Source organism: Curtobacterium sp. MCBD17_019 (assembly GCF_003234555.1).
Taxonomy (GTDB): domain Bacteria; phylum Actinomycetota; class Actinomycetes; order Actinomycetales; family Microbacteriaceae; genus Curtobacterium.
On record NZ_QKTT01000003.1, the window covers coordinates 254,727 to 280,692 of the forward strand.

General features: G+C 71.6%; 24 protein-coding genes and 1 tRNA gene. 5 read left to right on the plus strand and 20 right to left on the minus strand.

The genetic code is table 11. The features are described 5' to 3' along the window. The 10 genes from atpD to DEI82_RS04740 form a co-directional block, all read right to left on the minus strand. Entirely contained in the window at positions 1–1,461 is a 1,461-nt protein-coding gene (gene atpD, locus DEI82_RS04695; protein WP_111009191.1) for a F0F1 ATP synthase subunit beta, read from the minus strand. A 41-nt stretch (positions 1,462–1,502) separates the two neighbouring features. After that, positions 1,503–2,405 carry a F0F1 ATP synthase subunit gamma gene (locus tag DEI82_RS04700; protein ID WP_111013230.1) on the minus strand — a complete coding sequence of 301 codons (903 nt, stop codon included), beginning with the start codon at positions 2,403–2,405 and terminating at the stop codon, positions 1,503–1,505. Positions 2,406–2,460: 55 nt separating this feature from the next. Next, a complete protein-coding gene (gene atpA / locus DEI82_RS04705; RefSeq protein WP_111009193.1) occupies positions 2,461–4,098 on the minus strand; it encodes a F0F1 ATP synthase subunit alpha in 1,638 nt (545 codons plus the stop codon). 151 nt (positions 4,099–4,249) lie between these two features. After that, positions 4,250–5,044, minus strand: coding sequence for a F0F1 ATP synthase subunit delta (locus DEI82_RS04710; protein WP_111013229.1), 795 nt, complete (start codon positions 5,042–5,044; stop codon positions 4,250–4,252). Between the two features lie 2 nt (positions 5,045–5,046). Beyond that, complete coding sequence (locus tag DEI82_RS04715; protein WP_111009195.1) at positions 5,047–5,607, minus strand: F0F1 ATP synthase subunit B; 561 nt, start codon at positions 5,605–5,607, stop codon at positions 5,047–5,049. Between the two features lie 8 nt (positions 5,608–5,615). Continuing rightward, complete coding sequence (gene atpE, locus DEI82_RS04720; RefSeq protein WP_092096151.1) at positions 5,616–5,849, minus strand: ATP synthase F0 subunit C; 234 nt, start codon at positions 5,847–5,849, stop codon at positions 5,616–5,618. A gap of 56 nt (positions 5,850–5,905) precedes the next feature. Next, the gene (gene atpB, locus DEI82_RS04725) at positions 5,906–6,766 is read right to left on the minus strand and encodes a F0F1 ATP synthase subunit A (protein ID WP_111013381.1); all 861 of its coding nucleotides are present in this window, start codon (positions 6,764–6,766) and stop codon (positions 5,906–5,908) included. 104 nt (positions 6,767–6,870) lie between these two features. Next, positions 6,871–7,350 (minus strand): hypothetical protein, encoded by a 480-nt coding sequence (locus tag DEI82_RS04730; RefSeq protein WP_111013228.1) that lies wholly within the window; start codon positions 7,348–7,350, stop codon positions 6,871–6,873. Further along, positions 7,350–8,621, minus strand: coding sequence for an MraY family glycosyltransferase (locus DEI82_RS04735; protein WP_111013227.1), 1,272 nt, complete (start codon positions 8,619–8,621; stop codon positions 7,350–7,352). The genes DEI82_RS04730 and DEI82_RS04735 overlap by 1 nt, the downstream gene beginning before the upstream one ends. Continuing rightward, positions 8,618–9,292, minus strand: coding sequence for an L-threonylcarbamoyladenylate synthase (locus tag DEI82_RS04740; RefSeq protein WP_111009198.1), 675 nt, complete (start codon positions 9,290–9,292; stop codon positions 8,618–8,620). The genes DEI82_RS04735 and DEI82_RS04740 overlap by 4 nt, the downstream gene beginning before the upstream one ends. A 36-nt stretch (positions 9,293–9,328) precedes the next feature. Here DEI82_RS04740 and DEI82_RS04745 point away from each other — a divergent pair, with 36 nt between their 5' ends. Continuing rightward, complete coding sequence (locus DEI82_RS04745) at positions 9,329–10,024, plus strand: HAD family phosphatase (protein ID WP_258370144.1); 696 nt, start codon at positions 9,329–9,331, stop codon at positions 10,022–10,024. Here DEI82_RS04745 and prmC read toward each other — a convergent pair. From prmC to argS, 9 genes are all read right to left on the minus strand, one after another. Beyond that, complete coding sequence (gene prmC, locus DEI82_RS04750; RefSeq protein WP_181435107.1) at positions 10,021–10,854, minus strand: peptide chain release factor N(5)-glutamine methyltransferase; 834 nt, start codon at positions 10,852–10,854, stop codon at positions 10,021–10,023. The genes DEI82_RS04745 and prmC overlap by 4 nt on opposite strands. Positions 10,855–10,931: 77 nt before the next feature. Beyond that, positions 10,932–12,014, minus strand: coding sequence for a peptide chain release factor 1 (prfA, locus tag DEI82_RS04755; protein WP_111009201.1), 1,083 nt, complete (start codon positions 12,012–12,014; stop codon positions 10,932–10,934). Positions 12,015–12,017: 3 nt separating this feature from the next. After that, a complete protein-coding gene (rho, locus tag DEI82_RS04760) occupies positions 12,018–14,342 on the minus strand; it encodes a transcription termination factor Rho (protein WP_111035920.1) in 2,325 nt (774 codons plus the stop codon). Between the two features lie 176 nt (positions 14,343–14,518). After that, positions 14,519–15,547 (minus strand): homoserine kinase, encoded by a 1,029-nt coding sequence (gene thrB / locus DEI82_RS04765; protein ID WP_111035921.1) that lies wholly within the window; start codon positions 15,545–15,547, stop codon positions 14,519–14,521. Continuing rightward, complete coding sequence (gene thrC / locus DEI82_RS04770; protein ID WP_111035922.1) at positions 15,544–16,626, minus strand: threonine synthase; 1,083 nt, start codon at positions 16,624–16,626, stop codon at positions 15,544–15,546. Before thrC ends, thrB begins: the two co-directional genes overlap by 4 nt. Next, positions 16,626–17,957 carry a homoserine dehydrogenase gene (locus tag DEI82_RS04775; RefSeq protein ID WP_111009205.1) on the minus strand — a complete coding sequence of 444 codons (1,332 nt, stop codon included), beginning with the start codon at positions 17,955–17,957 and terminating at the stop codon, positions 16,626–16,628. The genes thrC and DEI82_RS04775 overlap by 1 nt, the downstream gene beginning before the upstream one ends. A 41-nt stretch (positions 17,958–17,998) precedes the next feature. Next, positions 17,999–19,549: an alanine racemase gene (locus tag DEI82_RS04780; protein ID WP_111035923.1), complete on the minus strand. Its 1,551-nt coding sequence runs from the start codon at positions 19,547–19,549 to the stop codon at positions 17,999–18,001. A 117-nt stretch (positions 19,550–19,666) separates the two neighbouring features. Next, complete coding sequence (locus DEI82_RS04785) at positions 19,667–20,434, minus strand: LmeA family phospholipid-binding protein (RefSeq protein ID WP_111035924.1); 768 nt, start codon at positions 20,432–20,434, stop codon at positions 19,667–19,669. Between the two features lie 3 nt (positions 20,435–20,437). Beyond that, a complete protein-coding gene (gene argS / locus DEI82_RS04790; RefSeq protein WP_111035925.1) occupies positions 20,438–22,102 on the minus strand; it encodes an arginine--tRNA ligase in 1,665 nt (554 codons plus the stop codon). A gap of 115 nt (positions 22,103–22,217) precedes the next feature. On the opposite strand from argS, the gene DEI82_RS04795 reads away from it, so the two are divergent. Continuing rightward, a complete protein-coding gene (locus DEI82_RS04795; RefSeq protein ID WP_111035926.1) occupies positions 22,218–22,820 on the plus strand; it encodes a hypothetical protein in 603 nt (200 codons plus the stop codon). Positions 22,821–23,039: 219 nt separating this feature from the next. After that, positions 23,040–23,114 (plus strand) — tRNA-Arg (locus tag DEI82_RS04800). A 57-nt stretch (positions 23,115–23,171) separates the two neighbouring features. Here DEI82_RS04800 and DEI82_RS04805 read toward each other — a convergent pair. Continuing rightward, positions 23,172–24,134, minus strand: a complete 963-nt coding sequence (locus tag DEI82_RS04805) for a zinc-binding alcohol dehydrogenase family protein (protein ID WP_220037232.1) — start codon at positions 24,132–24,134, stop codon at positions 23,172–23,174. Positions 24,135–24,220: 86 nt separating this feature from the next. On the opposite strand from DEI82_RS04805, the gene DEI82_RS04810 reads away from it, so the two are divergent. Both DEI82_RS04810 and DEI82_RS04815 read left to right on the plus strand, forming a co-directional pair. Further along, positions 24,221–24,691, plus strand: a complete 471-nt coding sequence (locus DEI82_RS04810) for a MarR family winged helix-turn-helix transcriptional regulator (RefSeq protein WP_111035927.1) — start codon at positions 24,221–24,223, stop codon at positions 24,689–24,691. Between the two features lie 9 nt (positions 24,692–24,700). Next, complete coding sequence (locus DEI82_RS04815; RefSeq protein ID WP_111035928.1) at positions 24,701–25,723, plus strand: Gfo/Idh/MocA family protein; 1,023 nt, start codon at positions 24,701–24,703, stop codon at positions 25,721–25,723. Positions 25,724–25,966: the final 243 nt, after the last annotated feature.

The following is a 25,966-nucleotide window of genomic DNA, read 5'->3' on the forward strand; positions in this document are numbered from 1 at the left end:
TCAGCGGTTCTCCTTCTGGATCTGCGCCCACTTCTCCTCGACGTCGGAGATCGCACCGACGTTGAAGAACGCCTGCACGGCGACGTGGTCGAACTCGCCGTCCGCGATGGCGCGGAACGACTCGATCGTGTCCTTGAGCGGGACGGTGGAGCCCTCGACGCCCGTGAACTTCTTCGCCATGTAGGTGTTCTGCGAGAGGAACTGCTGGATCCGACGAGCACGCTCGACGGTGATCTTGTCCTCTTCGGAGAGCTCGTCCACACCGAGGATCGCGATGATCTCCTGCAGCTCCTTGTTCTTCTGGAGGATCTGCTTGACGCGGGTCGCGGTCTCGTAGTGGTCCTGGCCCAGGTAGCGCGGGTCGAGGATGCGCGAGGTCGACGCGAGCGGGTCGACCGCCGGGTACAGGCCCTGCGACGCGATCTCACGCGAGAGCTCCGTCGTCGCGTCGAGGTGTGCGAACGTCGTGGCCGGCGCCGGGTCGGTGTAGTCGTCGGCCGGCACGTAGATCGCCTGGAGCGAGGTGATCGAGTGGCCCCGCGTCGAGGTGATGCGCTCCTGGAGCACACCCATCTCGTCGGCGAGGTTCGGCTGGTAGCCCACCGCGGACGGCATGCGACCGAGCAGCGTCGAGACCTCGGAGCCCGCCTGCGTGAAGCGGAAGATGTTGTCGATGAACAGCAGCACGTCCTGCCGCTGGACGTCGCGGAAGTACTCGGCCATGGTCAGGGCCGACAGCGCCACGCGGAGGCGCGTTCCCGGCGGCTCGTCCATCTGGCCGAACACCAGGGCGGTCTTGTCGAAGACCCCGGCCTCGTCCATCTCGCCGATGAGGTCGTTGCCCTCACGGGTGCGCTCACCGACGCCCGCGAACACCGACACACCGCCGTGGTCCTGGGCAACGCGCTGGATCATCTCCTGGATGAGGACGGTCTTGCCGACACCCGCACCACCGAACAGGCCGATCTTGCCACCCTGCACGTACGGGGTGAGGAGGTCGATGACCTTGATGCCCGTCTCGAACATCGTGGTCTTCGACTCGAGCTGGTCGAACGCCGGGGCCTTGCGGTGGATGGGCCAGCGCTCGGTGATCTCGATGTGCTCACCGGGCTGGGCGTTGAGGATGTTCCCCGTGACGTCGAACACCTTGCCCTTGGTGACGTCACCGACCGGCACCGAGATCGGCGCACCGGTGTCGCGGACCTCCTGGCCGCGGACGAGGCCGTCCGTCGGCTTGAGGGCGATCGCGCGCACCAGGTCGTCGCCGAGGTGCTGGGCGACCTCGAGCGTGATCTCCTGCTGGTTCTCGCCGAGCGTGATCGTCGTGTGGAGCGCGTTGTAGATGTCGGGGATCGCGTCGTGCGGGAACTCGATGTCGACGACGGGGCCCGTGACGCGGGCGATCCGGCCGACGCCGGGTGCCGACGACGACTCGACCGCGATGGTGGCGGTGTCGGTCATGGCTGGTGCCTTCCTGGGGGTGGTTTCTGACCCTGGTGGGGTTACTTCTTGGTGCCGGAGAGCGCGTCGGCACCGCCGACGATCTCGGAGATCTGCTGGGTGATCTCGGCCTGACGCGCGTTGTTCGCGAGCCGCGTGAAGTCGCGGATCAGCGAGTCCGCGTTGTCACTGGCGGACTTCATCGCGCGCTGGCGAGCAGCGTGCTCCGAGGCGGCGGACTGCAGCATCGCGTTGAAGATGCGGCTTTCGATGTAGACGGGCAACAGGGCGTCGAGGACGGCGTCCGCGTCCGGCTCGAACTCGTACAGCGGGAGCGGAGCGTCGTCCGCCGGAGCGTCGACTCCCTCGACCACCTCGAGCGGCAGCAGTCGCACGACCTGCGGCTCCTGGGTCACGAGGCTCACGAACCGGTTGAACACGATGTGGATCTCGTCCACACCGCCCTCGGACGTCTCCTGCAGGAACTTGCCGACGACCGCGTCGCCGATCTCCTTGGCCGTCGAGAAGGACGGCTGGTCCGTGCCGCCGATCCACTGCCGCTCCGAGTCACGCTGGCGGAACGAGAAGTACCCGACCGACTTCCGGCCCACGAGGTAGTAGACGACGTCCTTGCCCTCGCTGCGCAGCAGCGACGCGAGCTCCTCGGTCTGCTTCAGCACGTTCGAGCTGAACGCACCGTTCAGCCCGCGGTCCGACGTGAACACGACGATCGCGGCACGCGTCGAGCTGGCCGGTTCGGTCGTCAGCACGTGCTCGACGTTCGAGAAGGTGGCCACGGCGGACACGGCACGCGTCACGGCCCGCGAGTACGGGCCGGACGCGGCCATGCGGGCCTGCGCCTTCTGGATCCGCGACGCGGAGATCAGCTCCATGGCGCGCGTGACCTTCTTGGTCGTCTGCGCCGAGCGGATGCGCTGCCGGTAGACCCGGAGTTGTGCTCCCATTGCTGTCCGTTCTTGTTCGGGAGGTGGAGATCGTCAGGACGCGCGGACCCGGAGGTCAGCGGCGTCCGCGGACGATCTGCTCCTGATCGACGTCGTCGGCGTCCGCTGCGGCGAACTGCTCGTTCCCGACCGAGGCGAGCGTCTTGCCCTCGCCCGTCTGGAACCCCTTCTTGAAGTCGTCGATCGCCGCACCGAGCGCCGAGATCGTGTCGTCGTCGAGGACGTTCGTCTCGCGCAGCGTGTCGAGGATCGACGTGTTGCGCTTCAGGTGGTCGAGCAACTCGGCCTCGAACCGGAGGACGTCCGACACCGGGACCTCGTCGAGCTTGCCGTTGGTGCCGGCCCAGATCGAGACGACCTGGTCCTCGACGGGGTACGGCGAGTACTGCGGCTGCTTGAGGAGCTCGGTGAGCCGGGCTCCGCGGTCGAGCTGACGACGCGAGGCCTGGTCGAGGTCCGAAGCGAACATCGCGAAGGCCTCGAGCGCCCGGTACTGGGCGAGTTCGAGCTTGAGCGTCCCGGAGACCTTCTTGATCGACTTGACCTGGGCGTCGCCCCCGACGCGCGACACCGAGATGCCCACGTCGACCGCCGGACGCTGGTTCGCGTTGAACAGGTCCGACTGCAGGAAGATCTGGCCGTCCGTGATCGAGATCACGTTCGTCGGGATGTAGGCCGAGACGTCGTTGGCACGGGTCTCGATGATCGGCAGGCCCGTCATCGAACCGGCACCGAGCTCGTCGGACAGCTTCGCGCAACGCTCGAGGAGCCGGGAGTGCAGGTAGAAGACGTCACCCGGGTAGGCCTCGCGCCCCGGCGGACGACGGAGGAGGAGGGACACCGCGCGGTAGGCCTCGGCCTGCTTCGACAGGTCGTCGAAGATGATGAGGACGTGCTTGCCGCCGTACATCCAGTGCTGACCGATGGCCGAGCCGGTGTACGGGGCGAGGTACTTGAAGCCCGCGGGGTCGGAGGCGGGGGCGGCGACGATGGTGGTGTACTCCATCGCGCCGGCGTCCTCGAGCGCACCCTTGACGGAGGCGATCGTCGAACCCTTCTGGCCGATCGCGACGTAGATGCAGCGCACCTGCTTGTCGACGTCGCCGGACTCCCAGTTGGCCTTCTGGTTGATGATCGTGTCGATCGCGATGGCCGTCTTGCCGGTCTGGCGGTCGCCGATGATGAGCTGACGCTGACCGCGGCCGATCGGGATCATGGCGTCGATGGCCTTGATGCCGGTCTGCATCGGCTCGTGCACCGACTTGCGGGCCATGACGCCCGGAGCCTGGAGCTCGAGGGCGCGGCGGCCCTCCGACGCGATCTCGCCGAGGCCGTCGAGCGGGGTGCCGAGCGGGTCCACGACGCGCCCGAGGTACCCGTCGCCGACGGGGACGGAGAGCACCTCGCCGGTGCGGGTGACTTCCTGGCCCTCTTCGACGCCGGCGAACTCGCCGAGCACGATGACGCCGATCTCGTCCTCGTCGAGGTTCTGCGCGAGGCCGAGCGTGCCGTCCGCGAAGCGGATCAGCTCGTTGGCCATGACGCCGGGGAGGCCCTCGACGTGGGCGATGCCGTCGGCTGCGTCGATCACGTGACCGACCTCGGCCGTGGAGGCCTTCGTCGGCTCGTAGTTCGAGACGAAGTCCTTCAGGGCATCACGGATCTCATCGGGGCTGATGGTGATGTCTGCCATGGGGATATTCCTTGTTGGTTTTCGAGACCGATGGCCCCGAGGTGTGTGTGCCCGTTCGAGTCGGACCTCGACGGCCCCACCCTGGTTCATCTCGGACGCGTTGCTGCTGACCGTGTGGTGTCGAGGGTACGTCCTGCCCCCGACCTCGTGCTCAACCGGCGAACTCGAGGCGCAACTGCTGGAGCCGCGTGTTGACGGTGCCGTCGATGACGTCGCCGCCGACCTGGACCCGGATGCCGCCGACGACGGTGGGGTCCACGACCTCGTTCAAGTTGATCGTGCGCCCGTACCGGTTGGCGAGCGTCCGGCCGAGGCGATCCCGCTGCTCGTGCTCGAGCGGTGCGGCGCTGATCACCACGGCGACGACCTGGTCCGCCTCCGCGGCGACGATCTCGGACGCGGCCCGCACGATCTCACCGATCCGGCGACCGCGCGGCTGCTGCACGAGGGCCGACAGGATCGCGATGGTCTGCGCCGAGGCCTTGCCGTCGAGCAGTCGCTCCACCAGTGCCGCCTTCTGCTCGGGGCTCCCGAGCTTCGTGCCGAGTGCGAGCTCGAGGTCGGCATCGGAACGGACGGCGGTCTCGAACGTGAAGAGCTCGCGCTCGATCGACGTCTCGGGTCCGGCACTGCGCGCGAGAGCGCGGATGCCCGCGTCCTCGATGCCCGCGAGGAGGTCCCGGTGCGACGACCACCGCTCCGCGACGACCGCCGAGAGCACCGCGCGGACCGCGTCCGAGCGCGAGGCGAACACCCGCTGGACGAGCGCACGCTTGCCGTCGGCGTCCGCCGTGGCGTCGCCGAACACACCGAGGAGCTGGGGAGCGCCGGCGATGGTCCGGCCCGCCGAGAGGATCTCGACACCGGCGGACAGGTCCGCGGCGTCTCCGAGCTCCGCGAGGGTCTCGCGGACGGCCTCGAGTGCGGTCCTGGTGGCGCTGCGCATCCTCAGTGCTCCGTTCCGGCCTCGGACCGCGCGGACGACGCCTCGAGGTCGGCGAGGAACCGATCGACCACCGCGGCGGCCTTCGCGTCGTCCTTGAGGGACTCGCCGATGACACCGGACGCGAGGTCGATCGCGAGCGATCCGACCTCGGAGCGCAGCGACTGCACGGCGCTCGCACGCTCGGCCTCGATCTGGGCCTGCGCGTTCGCGGTGATACGAGCGGCGTCGGCCGCGGCCTGCTCGCGGACCTCGTTGCCGATCGCGGTCGCGTCGGCACGGGCCTGCTCACGGATGCGCGCGGCCTCGGCACGGGCGTCGGCGAGCTGCTTGTTGTACTCGTCGAGCGCGGCGACGGCCTGCTGCTGGGCTGCCTCGGCCTTCTTGATGCCGCCCTCGATGGCCTCCGTGCGCTCGTCGAGCATCTTCGTGATGCGCGGCGTGACGACACGCCAGAACACGATGAAGATGATGATGAACGCGACGAGCGACCAGAGGATGTCATACGTCTCGGGGAGGAGCGGGTTGTGCGTCTCCCCGGCCGCGGTGATCAGTGCGTTCTGCATCGGGAGCCTTACGCGAAGATGTAGTACGTGGCGATGCCGATGAAGGCGAGCGCCTCGGTGAAGGCGATACCGATGTACATCAGGGTCGTCAGGCGGCCCTGGAGCTCGGGCTGGCGGGCGACCGACTCGATCGTCTTGCCCACCACGATGCCGACGCCGATGGCCGGGCCGATCGCCGCGAGGCCGTAGCCAACCGTCGCGATGTTGCCGTTGATTGCCGCGAGAACGGTCGTTGCGTCCACGTGTTTTCCTTCCTGGGGGTCGGTCCCGGCGGACGCCGGGACCGGAGTGAGGTTCGTTAGTGCTCGTCAGCCAGCGCGAGCTGGATGTACACAGCGGTGAGGAGCATGAAGACGTAGGCCTGGAGGAGCGCCACCAGGATCTCGAAGAAGCTGAACGCGATCCCGAACGCGAGCGTCCCGATCCCGAAGACCTTGAACAGGCCGTGCGACTCCGTGAAGAAGAACCAGGTCGCCGAGAAGAACAGGACGAGCAGGAGGTGCCCGACGACCATGTTCATGAGGAGTCGCAGCGTGAGCGTGATCGGCCGGAGCACGAACGTCGAGACGAACTCGATCGGCGTCACGATGACGTACAGGTACCAGGGCACACCGGGCGGGAACAGCGCGTTCCGGAGGAACGTCCCGGCGTGCTTCCGGAGTCCGGCGTAGATGAACGCGATGTAGGCGATCACCGCGAGCAATGCCGGCATCGCGATGCGGCTGGTGCCCTGCAGGTTGAGACCCGGGATGAGTCCGCTGAGGTTCATGAACAGCACGCCGAAGAAGATCGAGGCGAGCAGCGGCAGGTAACGCCGACCCTCGCGCTCGCCCAGGTTGTCGAACGCGTTGCGCCGCACGACGTCGAAGCCGTACTCGATCATCGCCTGCCCACGGTTCGGGACGAGCTTGAGCGCCCGGGTCCCGGCGAAGGCGAACACGAGCAGCACAGCGACCGCGATGAACCGGATGATGACGAGCCGGTCGATCTCGATCGGGGTCCCCGCGAAGAAGATCGGGTCGGGGAAGAACTCGTTGATCGAGGGACCCTGGAACGTCGCGGCGTCACTGCTCCCCGCCGCGACGGTCGAACCCGCAGCGGTGAGGGACAGGGGAAGAGCGTGGGATAGCAGCGCTGTCTCCTGTGTCGAGCGCGCAATGAGCACGCGGAGGTGGACTGAGTGGAGGCGATCCGATCGGAGCAACGGGGCTCGGCGACACGGACTTCCAGAAGCCTATCAGGTGTGGGAGCCTTCTCGGTCTCTCAGGCGCGAGGGTCCGACCGGCCGTCGCGGTCTCCCGGCAGCGGCACGTCGATGGGCACACGAGCCCGCGCGACCGCCGAGACGTCGATGACGAGGCTCCCGACGATGCCGACGATGATCGCGATCGCCATGACGACGCGGTCCACCCAGTCCTGGTCCCGCAGGACGGCGAGGATCACCACGAACAGGATGAACTTGACGAGCCAGGTACCCATCACGATGCCGAAGAAGGCACCGCTGATCATCTGCCCGCGGGAGACCCGGAGCGCGACGAGCACGCTCGCGGCCGTCAGGCCCAGGAACACCACGCTCATCACGGCGCCGACGAGACCACCGGCCAGGCCGGGACCACCCGCGACGAGGAGCCCGACGACGCCGCCGACGACGGCGAGGACGACCGCGAGCACGGCTCCCTGGACGAGGATCCGGCGGAAGACGGGGCGGACGTGGTCGAGCGCGTTCGGCGCGGGGGTGCTCATCAGCGGGACTCTCCGGTGGTCGGTCGGCGCGGCGATGGCGCCGCGTCCGGGATGGTGCGGGCGCCGTCGCGGCGGGACGCGGCGCGGTCGAGGGGATCGAGGGCCGGGTCGACCGGGACCTCGCCACCCGCCGCGCTCTGGGCGACGATCTCGGCGCGTTTCCTGCCGAGGGGCGCGAACGTGACGACGGCGCACACGAGGAAACCGACCGTCACGAACGCGAGCACCCAGTACCAGGGCAGGAACAGGAACAGCAGGCCTCCGACGGCCACGACGGCGGTCCAGCCGTAGAAGATGAGCACCGCGTGGAAGTGCGAGTGTCCCATGTCCAGCAGCCGGTGGTGGAGGTGCTTGCGGTCGGCCGAGAACGGGGACTTCCCCGCGCTCACCCGGCGGAACACCGCGAGTCCGAAGTCGAGCATGGGCACGACGAGGATCGCGAACGGCAGCAGGATCGGGATGAACACCGGGAGCAGCTGCGTCCGCGTGTGCACCGCCGCGGGGTCGATGTTGCCCGTGAGCGACACCGCGCTCGTCGCCATGAGGAACCCGACGAGCAGCGCTCCGGCGTCACCCATGAACAGCTTGGCGGGATGCCAGTTGAGCAGCAGGAAGCCGAAGCAGGCACCGACGAGGACCGCGGTCAGGAGGGACGGCAGGTTGAAGAAGAACTCGGTCTGCACGACGATGCGGTTCACGAAGAAGCTGTACAGGAAGAACACGCCGCCGCCGATGATCGCGACGCCCGCGACCAGCCCGTCGAGACCGTCGATGAAGTTGACGGCGTTCATGACGAGGACCACCGCGAGCACCGTGAAGATGAGCGACATGTAGCTCGAGCCGACCGTGAGCGAGTTGCCGATCGGGAGCGACACGATCGCGACGCCCTGCCAGGCGAGGATGCCCGCCGCGATGATCTGCCCGGCGAGCTTCGTCATCCAGTCGAGGTCCCAGATGTCGTCGGCGACCCCGAGCACGACGATGATCGTGGCGCCCGCCAGGACCGCCAGGACACGACCGGGCTCGGCGAACACGAGCCGGAAGTAGTCGACGCCCGCGATGTGCGGGAACACGAACCACGCGCACAGCAGCGACACGATGATCCCGAGGAACATCGCGATCCCGCCGAGGCGCGGGGTCGGCGTCCGGTGGACGTCACGCTCGCGGACCTTCGGGTACCACCGGTACCGCATCCCGAGCTTCCACACGACCCAGCTCAGCCCGAAGCTCACGGCGGCCGCGATGGCCCCGGCGAGCAGGTAGTACCTCATGTGACGAGGTCGCCACCGGCGACGCGCTCGATCTCGGCGTCGGGGATCACCCCGTGCCGGACGATGCGGAGCCCGCCCCCGGTCGCGAGACCGGTCGCGTCGACGATGGTCGAGCCGGTCGAGGCCGCGACGCCCTCGTGCGGGGCGAGCCGGCCACCGTCGAGGTACACCGCGACGCTGTCCCCGAGCATGGCCTCGGCCTCGTCGACGTCCATCGCGGCGGGCACGCCCGTGGCGTTGGCGCTCGACACCGCGAGCGGACCGACCTCGTGCAGGAGTTCGAGCGCGATGCGCTGGTCCGGCATGCGCAGCGCGACGGTGCCCCGGGTCTCGCCGAGGTCCCAGTCGAGCGACGGCTGCGCCGGGAGGATGACCGTGAGGCCGCCCGGCCAGAACTCCGCGACGAGATCACGCACGACCTCCGGGACCTCGGCGGCGAGGGCGTCGAGCGTGGCGATCCCGGGGATGAGGACGGGTGGCGGCGACTGCCGCGTGCGGCCCTTGGCGTCGAGCAGTCGCTGCACGGCCTTCGCCGAGAAGGCGTCGGCCGCGAGACCGTAGACGGTGTCGGTGGGGACGACGACGAGCTCCCCGCGACCGAGCGCGGCCCGTGCGAGCCGCATGCCGGTCAGGAGTCCGTCAGCATCGGAGCAGTCGTGTCGGGAGGCCATGGCCCGCCCATGATAGTGCGGGAGGATGGAGGCATCGTGGACCACCAACACCCTGTCTCCGGCGCGTCCTCGCACGCGACCGCCCCGGCACCGTCGCTCCTGTTCCTGTTCGACATGGACGACGTCCTCTACCGGTACGACTGGCGCACCCGCATGGCGGGCATGACGGCGCTCACCGGGCACGACCTCGACGAGCTGCGCCGACGGTGGTGGAACGACGAGGGTGAGTGGCGGGCCGAGGCAGGACACTGGCCGGACGGCGACTCGTACCTCGCGGCGCTCGAGACCGCGCTCGGGTGCCGCGTCCCCGAGCAGGAGTGGTCACGGATCCGCGGCTCGGCGATGACCCCGATCCCCCGCGCCCTCGACGCCGTCCGCACCGCCGCCCGGGCCGGGCGCGTCGCGCTGCTCACGAACAACGGCCCCCTCGCGGCCCGGCACATCGCGCGTTGGGCACCCGAACTCCCCGCGCTGTTCGGCGAGCACCTGAACACCTCGAGCGACTTCGGTGCCCGCAAGCCCGACCCCGAGGTCTTCCGCAGCGCCCTCCGTCACCACGGCGTGCCCGCCGTCCGCACGTTCTTCGCCGACGACCGGGTCGAGAACGTCGAGGGCGCGCGGCACGTCGGCATCACGGCCGTCCACGTCACGCCCGAGACGGACCTCGTCGCCGCCGTCGCCGCGTTCGTCGCCGGGCACGGCCGGTCGGGAGGCCCGGAGCAGCAGGACTAACGGGTCGCGGTGGTCGTGCGGTCCCGCCCGGTGAGGTCCTGGTGGGTCTCCGGACGCCGGAACCCCTCGGCAGCGAGCACGTCGCGCACCGCCGCCCCCTGGTGCTCCGCGTGTTCGACGACGAGTGCGCCGCCGGGCACGAGCAACCGGCGGGCCGTCCGGGCGAGCGCACGGACGGCGTCGAGACCGTCCGGGCCTCCGTAGAGCGCGACCGCCGGGTCGTGGTCCCGGACCTCGGGATCACGAGGCACGGCGTCGTCCGGCACGTAGGGCGGGTTCGACACGACGACGTGCACGGTCCCGTCGAGGTCGGGCACCGCGTCGGCGAGGTCGCCCTCGACGAGCCGGACCGCCCCGCCGTGGGCGTCGATGTTCCGGCGCGTCCAGGGCAGCGCCTCGGGTGACCGCTCGACGGCGACGACCCGGGCGGTCGGGACCTCGGTGGCGACCGCGAGGGCGATGGCGCCGCTCCCCGACCCGAGGTCGACCACGACGGGCTCCGCGACGGCCGTGGCCCGCGCCGCGTCGATCGCGAACTGCGCGACGGACTCGGTCTCCGGACGGGGCACGAACACCCCCGGGCCGACCGCGAGCGTCAGCGCACGGAAGTGGGCCTCGCCCGTGATGTGCTGCAGCGGTTCGCGGATCCGTCGGCGCGCCACGGCCAGCCGGAAGGCCGCGACGTGCGCCGGCTGGACGAGACCGCCGGTGACCGCGCGGGCGAGCACCGCCCCGCGCGACGTCGTGGTCGCCCACGCGAGCAGCAGCTCGGCGTCGACGTCCGGGGACGGCACACCGGCCGCGGCCAGCGCGGCCGCCGCTTCCCGCAGGAGGCGATCCGCCGCGAACGCGCCGTCGGCCTCGGTCGACTGCCGGGCCTCCCCGTCGGAGCGCCCGCCCGGGGTGCTCACGCCGTCTGGTCCCCGATGTCGGCCAGGCGCGCCTCCTCGTCCATGCGGATGCAGGACTCGATCACGGGCTCGAGGGCGCCGTCCATGACCCGGTCGAGGTCGTACGACTTGTACCCGGTGCGGTGGTCCGCGATCCGGTTCTCGGGGAAGTTGTACGTCCGGATGCGCTCGGAGCGGTCCATGCCGCGGATCTGCGACCGACGGGCGTCGGAGGCCGCGGCGTCGAGTTCCTCCTGCTGCCGCGCGAGGATCCGCGCGCGGAGGACGCGCATGGCGGCCTCGCGGTTCTGCAGCTGCGACTTCTCGTTCTGCATCGACACGACGATGCCCGTCGGCAGGTGCGTGATGCGGACCGCGGAGTCCGTCGTGTTCACGGACTGACCGCCGGGGCCGGAGGACCGGTACACGTCGATCTTGAGGTCGTTCTGGTTGATCTCGACCTCTTCGGGCTCGTCGACCTCGGGGAACACGAGCACCCCGGTCGTCGACGTGTGGATGCGGCCCTGCGACTCGGTCGCCGGCACGCGCTGCACGCGGTGCACGCCGCCCTCGTACTTGAGGTGCGCCCAGACGCCCTGGGACGGGTCCGTCGCGTTCGACTTGATCGCCACCTGGACGTCCTTGAACCCACCGAGGTCGGACTCGGTGCGTTCGAGGAGCTCCGTCTTCCAGCCCTTGGACTCGGCGTAATGGGTGTACATGCGCAGGAGGTCGGCCGCGAACAGCGCGCTCTCGGCGCCGCCCTCGCCGCCCTTGATCTCCATGATGACGTCACGGCCGTCGTCCGGGTCGCGCGGGATGAGGAGCCGCCGCAGACGCTCCTGGGTCGCCTGCAGGTGCTCCTCGAGCGCGGGGACCTCCTCGGCGAACGCGTCGTCCTCGCGCGCGAGCTCGCGGGCGGCGGCGAGGTCCTCCCCCGCCGCCTCCCACGCCTCGTACGCCGACGTGATCTGGCTGAGCTCCGCGTATCGACGGTTGATCTTCTTGGCCCTGGCCGCGTCCGCGTGGACGGCGGGATCCGACAGCTGACGCGTCAGGTCCTCGTGTTCGGCCAGCAGCACCGCCACCGACTCGAACACCCGTTACTCCTGGTGGCCGTTGTGGCCGCTCGTCGCGGGCACCGACTTCTGGACCTGGACGAGGAACTCGACGTTCGACTGCGTCTCACGCAGGTTCCGCAGCACGATCTCGAGCGCCTGCTGCGGATCGAGACCGGCCAGCGCCCGACGGAGCCGCCAGGTGATCTTGACCTCGTCGTTCGAGAGCAGCATCTCCTCGCGACGCGTGCCCGACGCGTTCACGTCGACCGCAGGGAAGATCCGCTTGTCCGCCAGGTGGCGGTTCAGCCGGAGCTCCATGTTGCCGGTGCCCTTGAACTCCTCGAAGATCACCTCGTCCATCTTCGACCCCGTCTCGACGAGCGCGGTGGCGAGGATGGTGAGCGAGCCGCCGTTCTCGATGTTCCGTGCCGCGCCGAAGAACCGCTTGGGCGGGTACAGCGCCGACGAGTCGACACCGCCGGAGAGGATCCGGCCCGACGCCGGGGTCGCGAGGTTGTACGCGCGGCCGAGGCGGGTGATCGAGTCGAGCAGCACGACGACGTCGTGACCGAGCTCCACGAGCCGCTTCGCCCGCTCGATGGCGAGCTCGGCGACGGTCGTGTGGTCCTCGGCGGGACGGTCGAACGTCGAGGCGATGACCTCGCCCTTGACCGTGCGCTGCATGTCGGTGACCTCTTCGGGACGCTCGTCGACGAGCACGACCATGAGGTGGACCTCGGGGTTGTTCTTCGAGATGGCGTTCGCGATGGCCTGCAGCGCGACCGTCTTACCGGCCTTCGGCGGCGAGACGATGAGGCCGCGCTGGCCCTTGCCGATCGGCGATACGAGGTCGATGATCCGGGTCGAGAGCTTGCCCGGCTCGGTCTCGAGGCGCAGGCGCTCCTGCGGGTAGAGCGGGGTGAGGTCCCCGAACTCGACCCGCGCGGCGGCCTCGTCGACCGTCTGGCCGTTCACGGAGTCGACCTTGACGAGCGCGTTGTACTTCTGGCGGCCCTGGTGGTCGTTCTCGCGCGGCTGCTTGATCGCGCCCACGACGGCGTCGCCCTTGCGCAGGTGGTACTTCTTCACCTGTCCGAGGGACACGTACACGTCGCTCGGCCCGGCGAGGTACCCCGTGGTCCGCACGAACGCGTAGTTGTCGAGGACGTCGAGGATGCCCGCGATCGGGATGAGGACGTCGTCCTCGGTGATCTCCGGCTCGAAGTCGTCGCCCTGACCGCCGCGCCCGCGCTTGCGGTCGCGCTGGCGTCGGGAGCGGGACTCCTCCTGCTGCTGCTCCTGCTGGCTGCCGCGACCGTTGCCGCCCTGGCCCTTGGCCTGGTCGCGCTGGCCGTTCTGCTGCCCCTGGTCACCCTGGGAACGGGCCTGCTCCTGCTGGCCCCGGCCCTGCTGCTGCTCGGCACCCCGGCCGGCACCGTTCGGGCCGCCACCGTTCTGGCCGCCACCGTTCTGGCCGGCCGCGTTCTGGCCGGCCGCGTTCTGGCCAGGCGCGTTCTGGCCGGCGCCGTTCTGGCCCGCCGTCGCGGCGCCGTTCTGCGCGTCGGCGTTCTGGCCGCCACCGTTCTGGCCCTCTGCGCCGTTGCGGTCACGGTTGCGCCCACGACCACGGCTGCGGCGACCGCGGCGTTCGCCCTGCCCGTCACCCTGGCCGTCGGCCTGAGCGTCGGCGCCGGCCTGCTCGGACGGCTGGCGGTCGGTGCCCTGCGGCTCGGCCGGCGAGCCGGTGCCGCCCTGCTCGACGATGTCGGCGGTGTCGGCCTCCACCGCGGATCCGGCGTCGGCCGGGGCGGTCGTCGTCGGGGCCTCGGTCACAGCGGCCGGGTCCTGGCTGGTGGCACGGCGGCGACGCCGCGGCGTGCCCTCCTGCTGGGCGTCGCGCTCGGCGCGGACGGCGTCGAGTCCGGCGAGGAGGTCCTCGGTGCCGGTGTGGCCGGCGTTGGCGTGGGTGCCGGCGGGCGTGGGCTCGGTCGAGACCGTGCCGCCGCTCGTGGCTCGACGCGACCGCCCGCGACCGGTGGCGACGGCACCGGCCGGGGCGAGGTCGGCGCTGTCCGTGACCTCGGCGCCCGCGTCGTGGTGCTCGTGGCGGGCCGGCGCGGCGGTCTCGGAGACGGCGGCGGCCTCGCTGCCGGTGGCCGACTCGGGCTCGCCCGTCGGGTGCACCTCGGTCGGTGCCGACTCGGCGCGCTTGTCCTCGATCGCGGCGATGAGGTCGCCCTTGCGGAGCTTGGAGAGGCCGGCGATGCCGAGGCCGGCGGCGATGCGCTGGAGCTCCGGGAGGCGGAGTGCCCGCAGGTCGGCTGTGGTGTCCGCCGCGGAGCCCGCAGCGGTGGTGACGTCGGTCAAGATGGATTTCCTTTCGGACCGCAGAACGCGGAGAAATTCGCCGTCCCCCGCGCGGGTACGCCACGACCGCCGTTCAGACGACGATCGGGAGACGGCTTCTGAAAGAGATGGTTCCCGATGCACCGGGCCCTGGGGATCCGCAGGACGTCAGACGCGGGCGATCGGGTTGTTCGCGATCACTTCGAGACGGGTACGACGAGCGGCACATTCGCCCCTGGGGCCGGGTGCGGCACCACTGTAGCACCTCCGAGGTCGACGGCGAGCATGAGCGGCGTCCAGGACGTGTGCGCGTGTCGCGCCACGAGATCGGCCGCCCGGAGGCGCTGCGCCGGGTCGCTCCCGAGCACGAGGAGGCTCGGTCCGGCCCCGCTGACGACCGCCGCGAGCTCGTGCTCGCGGAGCATCCGGATCAGCCCGTCGGTCTCGGGCATGGCGCTCGCGCGGTAGCTCTGGTGGAGGCGGTCCTCCGTCGCCGCGAGCAGCAGCTCCGGGCTCTGGATGAGGGCGGCGACGAGCAACGCCGACCGCGACACGTTGAAGGCAGCGTCGGCGTGGGGCACGGATGCGGGCTGGAGGCTCCTCGCCAGCTTGGTCGAGAGCGTCGACGTGGGGACGAACACCACCGGTGACACCCCGCGGTGCACGAGGAGGCGCTTGTACGCCGGCCCGTCGGGCGTCATCCACGCGATCGTGAGACCACCGAAGAGCGCCGGGGCGACGTTGTCCGGGTGTCCCTCCATCTCGGTCGCGACGGCGAGCATCGTGGACGCGGAGAGCTCGGTGACGCCGTCGAGCAGGCCCCGCGCCGCCATGAGCCCGGCGACGATCGCGGCCGCCGACGAACCGAGCCCGCGACCGTGCGGGATAGCGTTCGTGGCGCGGAGTTCGAGTCCGGGCTGCTCGACGCCGGCTGCCGCGAACCCGTGACGGACCGCTCGCACGACCAGGTTCGTCTCGTCCTCCGGTACCTCGCCCGCGCCGACGCCCGACACCGACACGACGAGCCCCGGCTCGGGCAGCACCCGGACCGTGACCTCGTCGTACAACGACAGGGCGAGCCCGAGCGAGTCGAACCCGGGCCCGAGGTTCGCCGTGGTGGCGGGGACACGGACGACGACGGTCCGTCCGGCCGGTGCAGTTCGGAGACCGCCGCCGGACCCGGACGGCGTCTCCTTCCGATCGTGTCCGGGGCGGTCCGCGCTCACCGAGGCGCCCCGACCAGGCCGAGCACGTCCGCCACGGCCGCGGTGTCCACGGGCACGGTCGTCGGCGTGACGTCGGTGCCCTCGGGGCCGCGCAACGCCCACTGCGGGTCCTTGAGACCGTGGCCGGTCACGGTGAGGACGACCCGCGCGTCACGCGGGACCGCGCCGGCCTCGGCCTGCTGGAGCAGTCCGGCGACGCTGATGGCGGACGCCGGCTCCACGAACACGCCGACCTCGGCGGACAGGATCCGCTGCGCGGCGAGGATCGCGTCGTCCTCGATCGCGCCGAAGTGTCCGTCGGTCTCCTCGCGGGCCTCCAGCGCGAACTGCCAGGAGGCCGGGTTCCCGATCCGGATCGCGCTCGCGACGGTCTCCGGGTGCTTGACGACCTCGCCGCGGACGATCGGCGCGGCGCCTGCCGCCTGGAAACCGAACATGCGCGGCAGCCGGGTCGTCCGTCCGGCGGCCAGGTCCTCGCGGTAGCCGCGCGCGTAGGCGGTGTAGTTGCCCGCGTTGCCCACCGGCAGGAAGTGGAAGTCGGGCGCGTCCCCGAGGACGTCGACGACCTCGAACGCGGCGGTCTTCTGTCCCTCGATGCGGTCGTTGTTGACCGAGTTGACGAGGTGCACGGGGTAGTTCGCCGCGAGGTCCCGGGCGATGTCGAGGCAGTCGTCGAAGTTCCCCTGCACCTGCAGCAACTGCGCGTCGTGCGCGACGGCCTGGCTCAACTTGCCCATCGCGATCTTGCCCTCGGGCACGAGCACGGCGGCGGTGATGCCGGCATGTGCGGCGTACGCGGCGGCCGAGGCGCTCGTGTTGCCCGTCGAGGCGCAGATGACGGCCTCGGCGCCGTGCTCGACGGCCTTCGAGATGGCCATGGTCATCCCGCGGTCCTTGAAGGACCCGGTCGGGTTCATCCCCTCGAACTTGACGTACACGTCGGCGCCCGTTCGCTCCGACAGCGCGCGGGCCCGGATGAGCGGGGTGCCGCCCTCGCCGAGGCTCACGATGGGGGTCGCGTCCGTGACGTCGAGACGGTCGGCGTACTCGCGCAGGACACCCTGCCACTGGTGGGCCATCAGGCTCCCTCTACTCTCAGGACACTCGTGACCGCGGCCACGACGGGTTCGGCTCGGAGTGCCACCACGGTCGCCGCGAGGTCGTGCTCGCGGGCCCGGTGCGTGCCGATCACCAATGTAGCGGTGGCCCCGGGGGTGCCCGCGTCCGACGCCGGGGCAGCCCCGGCCACGGTCTGCTCGACGGTCTCGACGCTGACCGAGTGCCGCGCGAGGACCCCCGCCACGGTGGACAACACGCCAGGGGCGTCCGTGACGCGCATCGTGATCTGGTACCGGGTCGAGACGACGCCGATCGGGAACACCGGCAGGTTCGACTGCGTCGACTCCGCCACACCGGGTCCGCCGATCACGTGCCGCCGTGCCGCCGACACGAGGTCGCCGAGCACGGCCGACGCGGTCTCGACGCCGCCCGCGCCGGCCCCGTAGAACATGAGGTCGCCGGCGGCCTCGGCCTCGACGAAGACGGCGTTCTTCGGGCCGTGCACGGCTGCCAGGGGGTGCCCCTCGGGCACGAGCGCCGGGTACACGCGTGCGCTCACGCCCTCGCGGCCGTCCGCGTCGGTCAGGCGCTCGCACAGCGCGAGGATCTTGACCACGTAGCCGGCCTTGCGGGCCGCGCGGACCTGCTCGATCGTGACGCTGGTGATGCCCTCGCGGTGCACGGCGGCCAGCGGCACGGTGGTGTGGAAGGCCAGGGACGCCAGGATCGCGGCCTTCTGGGCCGCGTCGTAGCCCTCGACGTCCGCCGTGGGGTCGGCCTCCGCGTAGCCGAGCCGGGTGGCCGTGGCGAGGGCGTCCTCGAAGCTCTCGCCCTCGCGGTCCATCCGGTCGAGGATGAAGTTCGTCGTGCCGTTGACGATGCCCATGATGCGGTCGATGCGGTCCCCGGCGAGCGAGTCGTGCAGCGGCCGGATGATCGGGATGGCCCCCGCGACCGCCGCTTCGTAGTAGAGCTGTGCGCCCACCTGCTCGGCGGCCGTGAAGAGCTCGGGCCCGTGGGTCGCGAGCAACGCCTTGTTGCCGGTGACGACGTCGGCGCCGGAACCGAGTGCCTGCAGCACGAGGGTCCGGGCCGGTTCGATGCCGCCGATGAGCTCGACGACGATGTCCGCGCCGAGGATGAGCGACTCGGCGTCCGTCGTGTACAGCGACCGCGGCAGGTCGACGTCACGGGGCGCGTCCACGTCGCGGACCGCGATCCCGACGAGTTCGAGCCCCGCTCCCGCCCGTGACGCGAGCTCGTCGCCGTGCTCGAGCAGGAGTCGCGCCACCTGGGCGCCGACGGAGCCGGCCCCGAGGAGCGCGACGCGGACGTTGCGGTATTCGATCATGGGGGTTCGTGTACCTCGTGCGGGTCGGGCGCGGACGGTGGTCAGGATGCGTCGCCGCGGACGCCGTGGGCGGTCGGGCCGCCGAAGGCGCCGCCGCTCGGGACGAGGCCGGCGTCGCGGGCGAGCAGGTCGTCGACCGTTTCGCCCCGCACGAGGATACGGGCGACGCCGTCGGTCACCGCCACCACCGCCGGGCGCGCCACGTGGTTGTAGTTGCTCGAGAGGCTCCAGCAGTAGGCGCCGGTCGCCGCCACCGCGAGCAGGTCACCCCGGTGGACGTCACCCGGCAGGTAGTCGTCCCGCACCACGACGTCGCCGCTCTCGCAGTGCTTGCCGACGACGCGCACGAGGACCGGGGCGGCGTCGGAGGTGCGGGCGAGCCGGGCCGTGTAGTCCGCGTCGTAGAGCGCGGGCCGCGCGTTGTCGCTCATGCCCCCGTCGACGCTCACGTACGTCCGGACGGCGGTCAGTCCGAGGGGACGGTGCTCGGCGGTCTCAACCGGCCCGTGCGGCGCCTCCTCGGCACGCAGCGGGTCCTCCGCTCCGGACCCGTCGCCCGGTGCAGCGGTCGAGGCGTCGAGTGCGAGTTCGACGGGCTTGACGGTACCGACGCGGTAGAGCGTGATGCCGGGCGGCCCGACGATGTACCGCCCGGGTTCGACGGCGACGACCGGCACGGGGACGTCCCGTGCCGCGCAGGCGTCCGCGATGATCCGTGCGAGGGCCTCGGCGATGTCCTCCGGCTCGAACGCCCGGTCCGACTCGGTGTAGTCGATGCCCCAGCCACCACCGAGGTTGAGCTCCGGCACGGGCCCCTCGGCGGCGAGGGCGGCGTGGACCTCGACGAGGCGACGGGCGGCCTCGCGGAACCCGCCCTCGTCGAAGATCTGCGACCCGATGTGCGAGTGGAGCCCGACGAACGCCAACGCCGGCTCCGCCCGGACCGCCCGGCCCGCGGCGACCGCCTCGGTCAGGGGGATGCCGAACTTCTGGTCCTCGCGAGCGGTGGCGAGGTACTCGTGCGTCGAGGCGTGCACGCCGCTGTTGATCCGGATGCGGACGCGCTGGACCGCTCCTGCGCGCTCGGCGATCCGCGCGACGCGGCCGATCTCCTCGACGCTGTCGAGCACGATCGTGCCGAGTCCGACCTCGACGGCACGCTCGATCTCGGCGTCGGACTTGTCGTTGCCGTGGAACCCGAGCCGTCCGGGATCGACGCCGCCCGCGAGCGCCACGGCGAGCTCACCGCCTGTGCAGACGTCCACGCGGAGGCCGGCTTCGGCCATCCACGCGGCGACCTGGGTCGTCAGGAAGGCCTTCCCGGCGTAGTAGACGTGCGCCGTCGAACCCACGCGGGCGAAGGCGTCCTCGAACGCGTCGCGCACGCGCGCCGCACGGGCGCGGACGTCGGAGGCGTCGACGACGTACAGGGGGGAACCGTGGCGCGCCACGAGATCGGACGCGGTGACCCCGCCGACGACGAGGTCACCGTCGTCCGTCCGTGTCGCCGAGGCCGGCCAGATGCGGGCGACCAGGGCGTTCGGGTCGTCGGGGACGGACAGACGTGCGGGGGCGAGGGGGTTGCCGGTCACGGGGGCCTTCCGGGGTGGTACGGGGCCCGGGACCACCGGGCCGGTCCAGCCTACCGAGCCACGGCGGGCCTCCCGGCCGGGTGGACGCGGGGCGTCACGACGGGCCGATCCGTGGGATCAGGAGCACGACCCGGTCGTGCGGAGCGCGTCGTCCGACAGCGGCACGTGCGCGGCGTCGATGCGGATCGTGGCGGCCGAGGCCGTGATCGCGATCGACCGCAGACGCAGCGCGGCCGGGAGGTACCGGGCCGTGCACACGTCGACCGGCGTCCCGGAGACGCCGGGGATGCGGCCGCCGACGTCGATGCCGAGCGCGCTGTTCGTGACGCGCACCTGGTGTGGGGTGATCGTCACGCCCCGTCCGCTCGCCGCTGCGGCGACCGCGGCCGTGACCTGGTACCGGATGTCGGTGCCCAGGAAGCGGGTGCGCCCGGCGTACGCGACGCCGCCGTCGCGGAGACGGACGTCCCCCGCCACCTGGTCGAGCACGCCGGCCTGCCGCACCGCGGACGCGGTGAGACGCACCGTGCCGTCGGCGCGACCCGTCCGTCCCGTCCCCCGCACGGGCACGTCGTGCACCGTGGCGTCGACCGCGAGCGGGACGCCGCGCACGGTCAGGTCGTGCGTCGTGATGTCGACGTCGTCGAGTCGCCCGGCGACGAGCTGCGGGATGACCACGCCGTGCGCGTCGGCGACGACGTGGCCGGCCGTGCCGGACGGGAGGGACGACTCGATCCGGTCGGCGATCGTCCGGTCGACGACGTGCCGCAGGACGAGCTCGGCGACGACCGCCAGGACGGCGAGGACCAGGACGAGGACGACCAGGACGACGACGCCGCGGCGCCGGCCCCGAGCGCCGCCGGCGGTCGCCGTCGCTGCCGACACGCGCTACATCCGCTCGGGTGCGGTGACCCCGAGCATCGTCAGGCCGTTGCGGACGACCTGCCCCGTGGCGTCGTTGAGCCAGAGGCGCGTCCGGTGCAGGTCCGTCACGGGTTCGTCGCCGAGCGGCGTCACGCGGCAGGCGTCGTACCAGCGGTGGTACAGACCGGCCAGCTGCTCGACGTACCGGGTGACGCGGTGCGGCTCCCGGAGTTCCGCCGCCTGGCGCACGACGCGCGGGAACTCGGCGAGCGCGCCGAGCAGTGCGCTCTCGGTCTCGTGGGTGAGCAGCGAGCCGTCGAAGACCGACCGGTCCACGCCGCTCGCCGCGGCGTTGCGGTCCACGGCGCACGTCCGGGCGTGGGCGTACTGGACGTAGAACACCGGGTTGTCGTTCGTGCGCTTGACGAGGAGGTCGAGGTCGATGTCGATCGCCGTGTCGGATGCGAAGCGGACGAGGGCGTACCGGGCGGCGTCGACGCCGACCGCGTCGACGAGGTCCTCCATCGTGACGACGTTGCCGGCCCGCTTCGACATGCGCACGGGCTCGCCGTCCTTGAGCAGGTTGACGAGCTGGCCGATGAGGATCTCGAGGTTGACGCCGGGTTCGTCGCCGAAGGCGGCGCACATCGCCATCATCCGGCCGATGTAGCCGTGGTGGTCGGCGCCGAGCATGATGAGGTTCCGCTCGAACCCGCGTTCGCGCTTGTCGAGGTAGTACGCGATGTCGCCCGCGATGTACGCGGGCTCGCCGTCGGACTTGATCACGACGCGGTCGCGGTCGTCACCGAACGTGGTCGTGCGGAGCCACAGGGCGCCGTCTGCCTCGTACATGTGCCCGAGCTCGCGGAGGCGGGCGATGGCGCGCTCGACGGCCTTCGACTCGTGCAGCGAGTTCTCGTGGAAGTAGACGTCGAAGTCGACGCCGAAGTCGTGCAGGGACGCCTTGATGTCGGCGAACATGAACTCGACGCCCTCGCGCCGGAAGAGCTCCTGCGCCTCGTCCCGCGGGAGGTCGGCGACGTCGCCGTCGAAGGTGGCGAGGACCCGGGCGGCGATCTCGGTGATGTAGGCACCGCCGTAGCCGTCCTCGGGGGTGGGCTCGCCGAGGGCGCTCGCGAGCAGGCTGCGGGCGAAGCGGTCGATCTGGCCGCCGTGGTCGTTGAAGTAGTACTCACGGGTGACGAGCCCGCCCTGCGCCGTGAACACGCGCGCGAGGCTGTCGCCGACCGCGGCCCAGCGGACGCCGCCCATGTGGATCGGGCCGGTCGGGTTCGCGGAGACGAACTCGAGGTCGATCCGGACGCCGTCGTAGAGGTCGCCGCGCCCGAACGCACCGCCCTCCTCGACGATGGTCCGCGCGATCGCTCCGGCGGCGGCGGCCTCGAGCGTGATGTTGATGAAGCCGGGGCCGGCGACGTCCACCGCGTCGACGCCGTCGAGCTCGGTGAGCTCCCCGGCGATCTCGGTGGCCAGCTCACGCGGGTTCGTCCCGAGGCGCTTGGCGAGCTGCATGGCTGCGTTCGAGGACCAGTCCCCGTGTGCCCGGTTGCGGGGGCGTTCGAGGGCCGCGTGGGACTCCCCCACCACGACGGTGTCGGCGGCGCCCCGTCGCTCGACGATCCCGGCGAGGATCGACAGGTACGCGGCGGAGAGTTCGGCTGGGGTCACGGCGGTCGAGTCTACCGGGGCGTCGTCGCACGGTCCGCGCCGCGGCGACGGCTCGTGCGCGCCGCGCTGCGAGCGGGGTTCGCGCGTCGGGGACGGGGTGCGTCATCATGGTCCGATGACCTCCCGCACCCTCGTCCGGGCGATCACCACGGTCGCGATCGCCGCTGCGAGCGTGCTCGCCGTCAGCGGGTGCACCGGTGGCCACGCGTCCTCCGCCGGACGGAGCGGGACGACGTCCTCCTCGACACCCCCGGCGCCGATCGGCACCCGCGTCGACGTCCCCTGCGCGGCCCTGGTGCCCGAGCAGGTGCTCGCCACGTACGGCCGGACCTTCACGCTGGACACGGACGCGACACCGGCGCACGGCAGCACGGCGGCCGGCATCGCGGCCGAGCGCGGGGACGTCTGCACCTGGCGGGACGCCAGCGGCGGCGCTCGTCTGACGCTGGCGGTCGCCTCGCTGCCGGAGTCGACCCTGACGAAGCTCAAGGACACCCTGTACGAGGACAGCAACAGCGTGCCGACGTACACCGTCGAGGGCTACTTCGAGGCGCGGAAGGGCATCGGGCGGGCCGATGCGTTCACGGATCCGTACTGGATCCACGTGGAGTCGACGGTGTTCGGTGAGCCGGGCGACGCGCAGCCGGTCGTCGACGCGGTCCGCGCGGTCCTCTCGTCCGCCACGGCGAGCGCGTCCGCGACGCCGCAGGCCGGGTAGCGCGGTTCAGAGGCCGATGTGACACGTGCCCTCCGGGGCCGGGCAGGGGACAGTCCGTCGACCGCCTCGTGGCACGCAGCGGTGGCCCGGCCCCGGCGCTGACGTCGACGACGGCGAGCAGCGGGCGACGGATCGGAGCGGGTCGTCCATCCGCTGCCCGGGCACCGTCACCGGTGTCCGGGAGCGGTCGTGGGACCTGCTACGGTGGGAGCACCCCGGGCCCCCATAGCTCAGGGGATAGAGCACTGCCCTCCGGAGGCAGGGGCGGAGGTTCGAATCCTCCTGGGGGCACCATCGGTCGCTCAGGGCCGTCCGTCGCTAGGCCGTCCGTCGCTCAGGGCCGTCCGTCGTTCACGGCACGACCACGATCCGCTGCCCCGGCTCCTCGTCCCGACCCCACGCCTGCTCGATCTCGCCGAGCGCGACGGGAACGGGCTCGACCACGATGCCGCCCGCGTCGATCTCCGCGACGAGGGACGGCAGCTCGGCCAGGTAGCCCGCCGGCGAGACGGCACCCTGCCCGTTGCCGAGCAGCCGGAGGTCTGCGCCGCGGAGCACGGCCGACGGCAGCGTGATGTCGGGACCGGCCACGGACCCGATCTGGATCCAGTGGAGCGCGACGCTCCGGTCCCTCCTGGCGGTGAGGACGGCGTGGATCGCCTGTTCGGTTGGCGCGCCCCAGAGGTAGTCGAGCACGATGTCGACGTCGGCAGCCGCCGCACCGAGCGCGCTGTCGGCGGCCGGTACCCCGAGCTGCACGAGGCTGTCGGCGCCGACCTCGGCGAGGGCGTCGAGGCGACGCCGGTCCCGACCCGCCGCGACGACCCGCCCCGCGCCGAGGTGCTTCGCGATGCGGACCGCCATGGAGCCCGCGCTGCCGGTGGCGCCGAGCACGAGGACGGACTGTCCCGGGCGGACGGGGACGCGGCGGCGGAGCGCGACCCACGACGACATCGCGGGGTTCATGGTGGCGGCGACGCGGAGCGGGTCGATGCCGTCCGGCAGGACGACGGAGCGACGACGGTCGACGACGGCTCGCTCGGCCATCGTCCCGATGACGTCGTCGTCCGCGACGAAGTACACGAGCGCCCCGTCCGCGCGCCGTCCGACGGCGTCGACGCCGGGGACCATCGGCAGGACGCCGGTGCTCGTGTAGTGGGCACCCGCCGCACCCGAGCGGGTGCGCGGATGGAGGCCGACGGCGACCACGTCGACGAGTTCCTCGTGGCCGGAGCGCGGTTCAGGGACCGGGACCGCACCGCTCCGGGGTGGCTCGCCGAACGCGGTGACGACGGCTGCGTGCATGGTGGGCATCGGTTCCTCCTCGCGCCACGCCGATTTAGTACGTGGCCCCAACCACCTTAGTTGGTGCCACGTACCACCACAAGTACGATGTCCGTGTGACCACTGCTCCGGACCCCGACCTCGGGATCGTCGACGCACTCGCGCAGCTCTCGTTCCTCGTCCAGAACACGCTCGCCCGCACCGCGGACGCCGACGACCTGTCCCTCGTGCAGACCCGCCTGCTCGGCGTGCTCCGCGACCGGGAACCGGGCATGCGAGAACTCGCGACCCTGCTCGACCTCGACAAGTCGAGCGTGACCGGACTCGTCGACCGAGCGGAGCGGCGCGGCCTGGTCCAGCGCGTGCCGTCCCGGGAGGACCGACGCATGGCCCACGTGCGACTCACCACCGCCGGACGCGACGTCGTCGACCGCGTCACGGCCGCCTTCGGTCGGGAGGTCGAGGACATCGTCGCTCCGCTCGGACGGGACGACCGCGACGCACTCCGAACGCTCGCCACCCGGGTGCTCGCCGCTCGGGCCGAGACGACCGGCGTCGAGCTGGTGCCGACCGCACCGCGTCCCTAGGCTCGGCACGTGTTCACGTTCCCCGAGCCCGACGTCCCTCCGCTCCGCGGTGGCCCCGCCCTCCGGTGGGGCGTGATCGGGCCCGGGGAGATCGCGAACGACTTCACCGCCGCCCTGCACGCGGCCACCGACCAGCGCGTCGTCGCCGTCGGATCACGATCGCGTGACCGGGCTGCGGCCTTCGCCGACCGGCACGGCGTGCCCCGGGCCCACACCTCGTACGAGGACCTCGTCGGCGACCCCGAGGTCGACGTCGTCTACGTGGCGACCCCGCACGTGCACCACGCCGAACAGGCACTCCTCGCGATCCGCGCCGGCAAGCACGTGCTCGTCGAGAAGCCGTTCACGACCTCCGCCGCCGACGCCGTCCGGGTCGCGGACGCCGCACGAGCGGCAGGGGTGCTCGCGATGGAGGCGATGTGGACGCGGTACCTGCCGCAGTCGGCCGTCCTCCGGGCCTGCATCGACCGTGGCGACCTCGGCGAGGTCCACCTCGCGCTCGTCGACGTCGGCTGGCCGCACGACCTCGGCGGCCTCGACCGCATCACGGACCCGGCGCTCGGCGGCGGCGCGCTGCTCGACGCGGGCGTGTACGGCCTGTGGTTCGCACAGTTCGCGACGGGGGCACCGGTGCGCATCGACGCGACGGGACGGACCAGCCAAAGCGGGGTGGACCTCCAGTCCGTCGCCGTGCTGACCGGCGCGACCGGCGCTCAAGCGTCGGTGACGACCACCATGCTCGCCTCGACCGACGGGCTCCCGACCATCGCGGGCACCGAGGGCACGGTCCGGTTCACCGAGCACTTCGTGTTCCCGGCCGCGTTCACGCTTCGCCTCGGGGACACCGTGCACGCCTGGCGCGACCGCTCGGGCCTCCGCGGCCGGCAGGGACTCGTCTGGCAGGCCGTCGCCCTGGCGGCGTGGGCCACCGAGGGCCGCACGGACTCCCCCGTCCACTCACTCGACGACTCGATCACGCTCATGCGCACACTCGACGAGGTCCGACGACAGGTCGCGCTCGCGCGCACGTGATCCCGCCGCGCGCCACACCGTCGCCCGCGCCGATGCCCCTGACGACGGGCCCGGACGGCGTCGGCCCACCACCGCACGAAGCGGGGCGGGCCGACGACGACGGGGCCGCTGATCAGGCGTGGGTCAGCCCGATCAGGCGTGGGTCAGCCCGATCAGGCGTGGGTCAGCCCGATCAGGCGTGGGTCAGCCCGATCAGGCGTGGGCCAGCCCGATCAGGCGTGGGCCAGCCCGATCAGGCGTGGG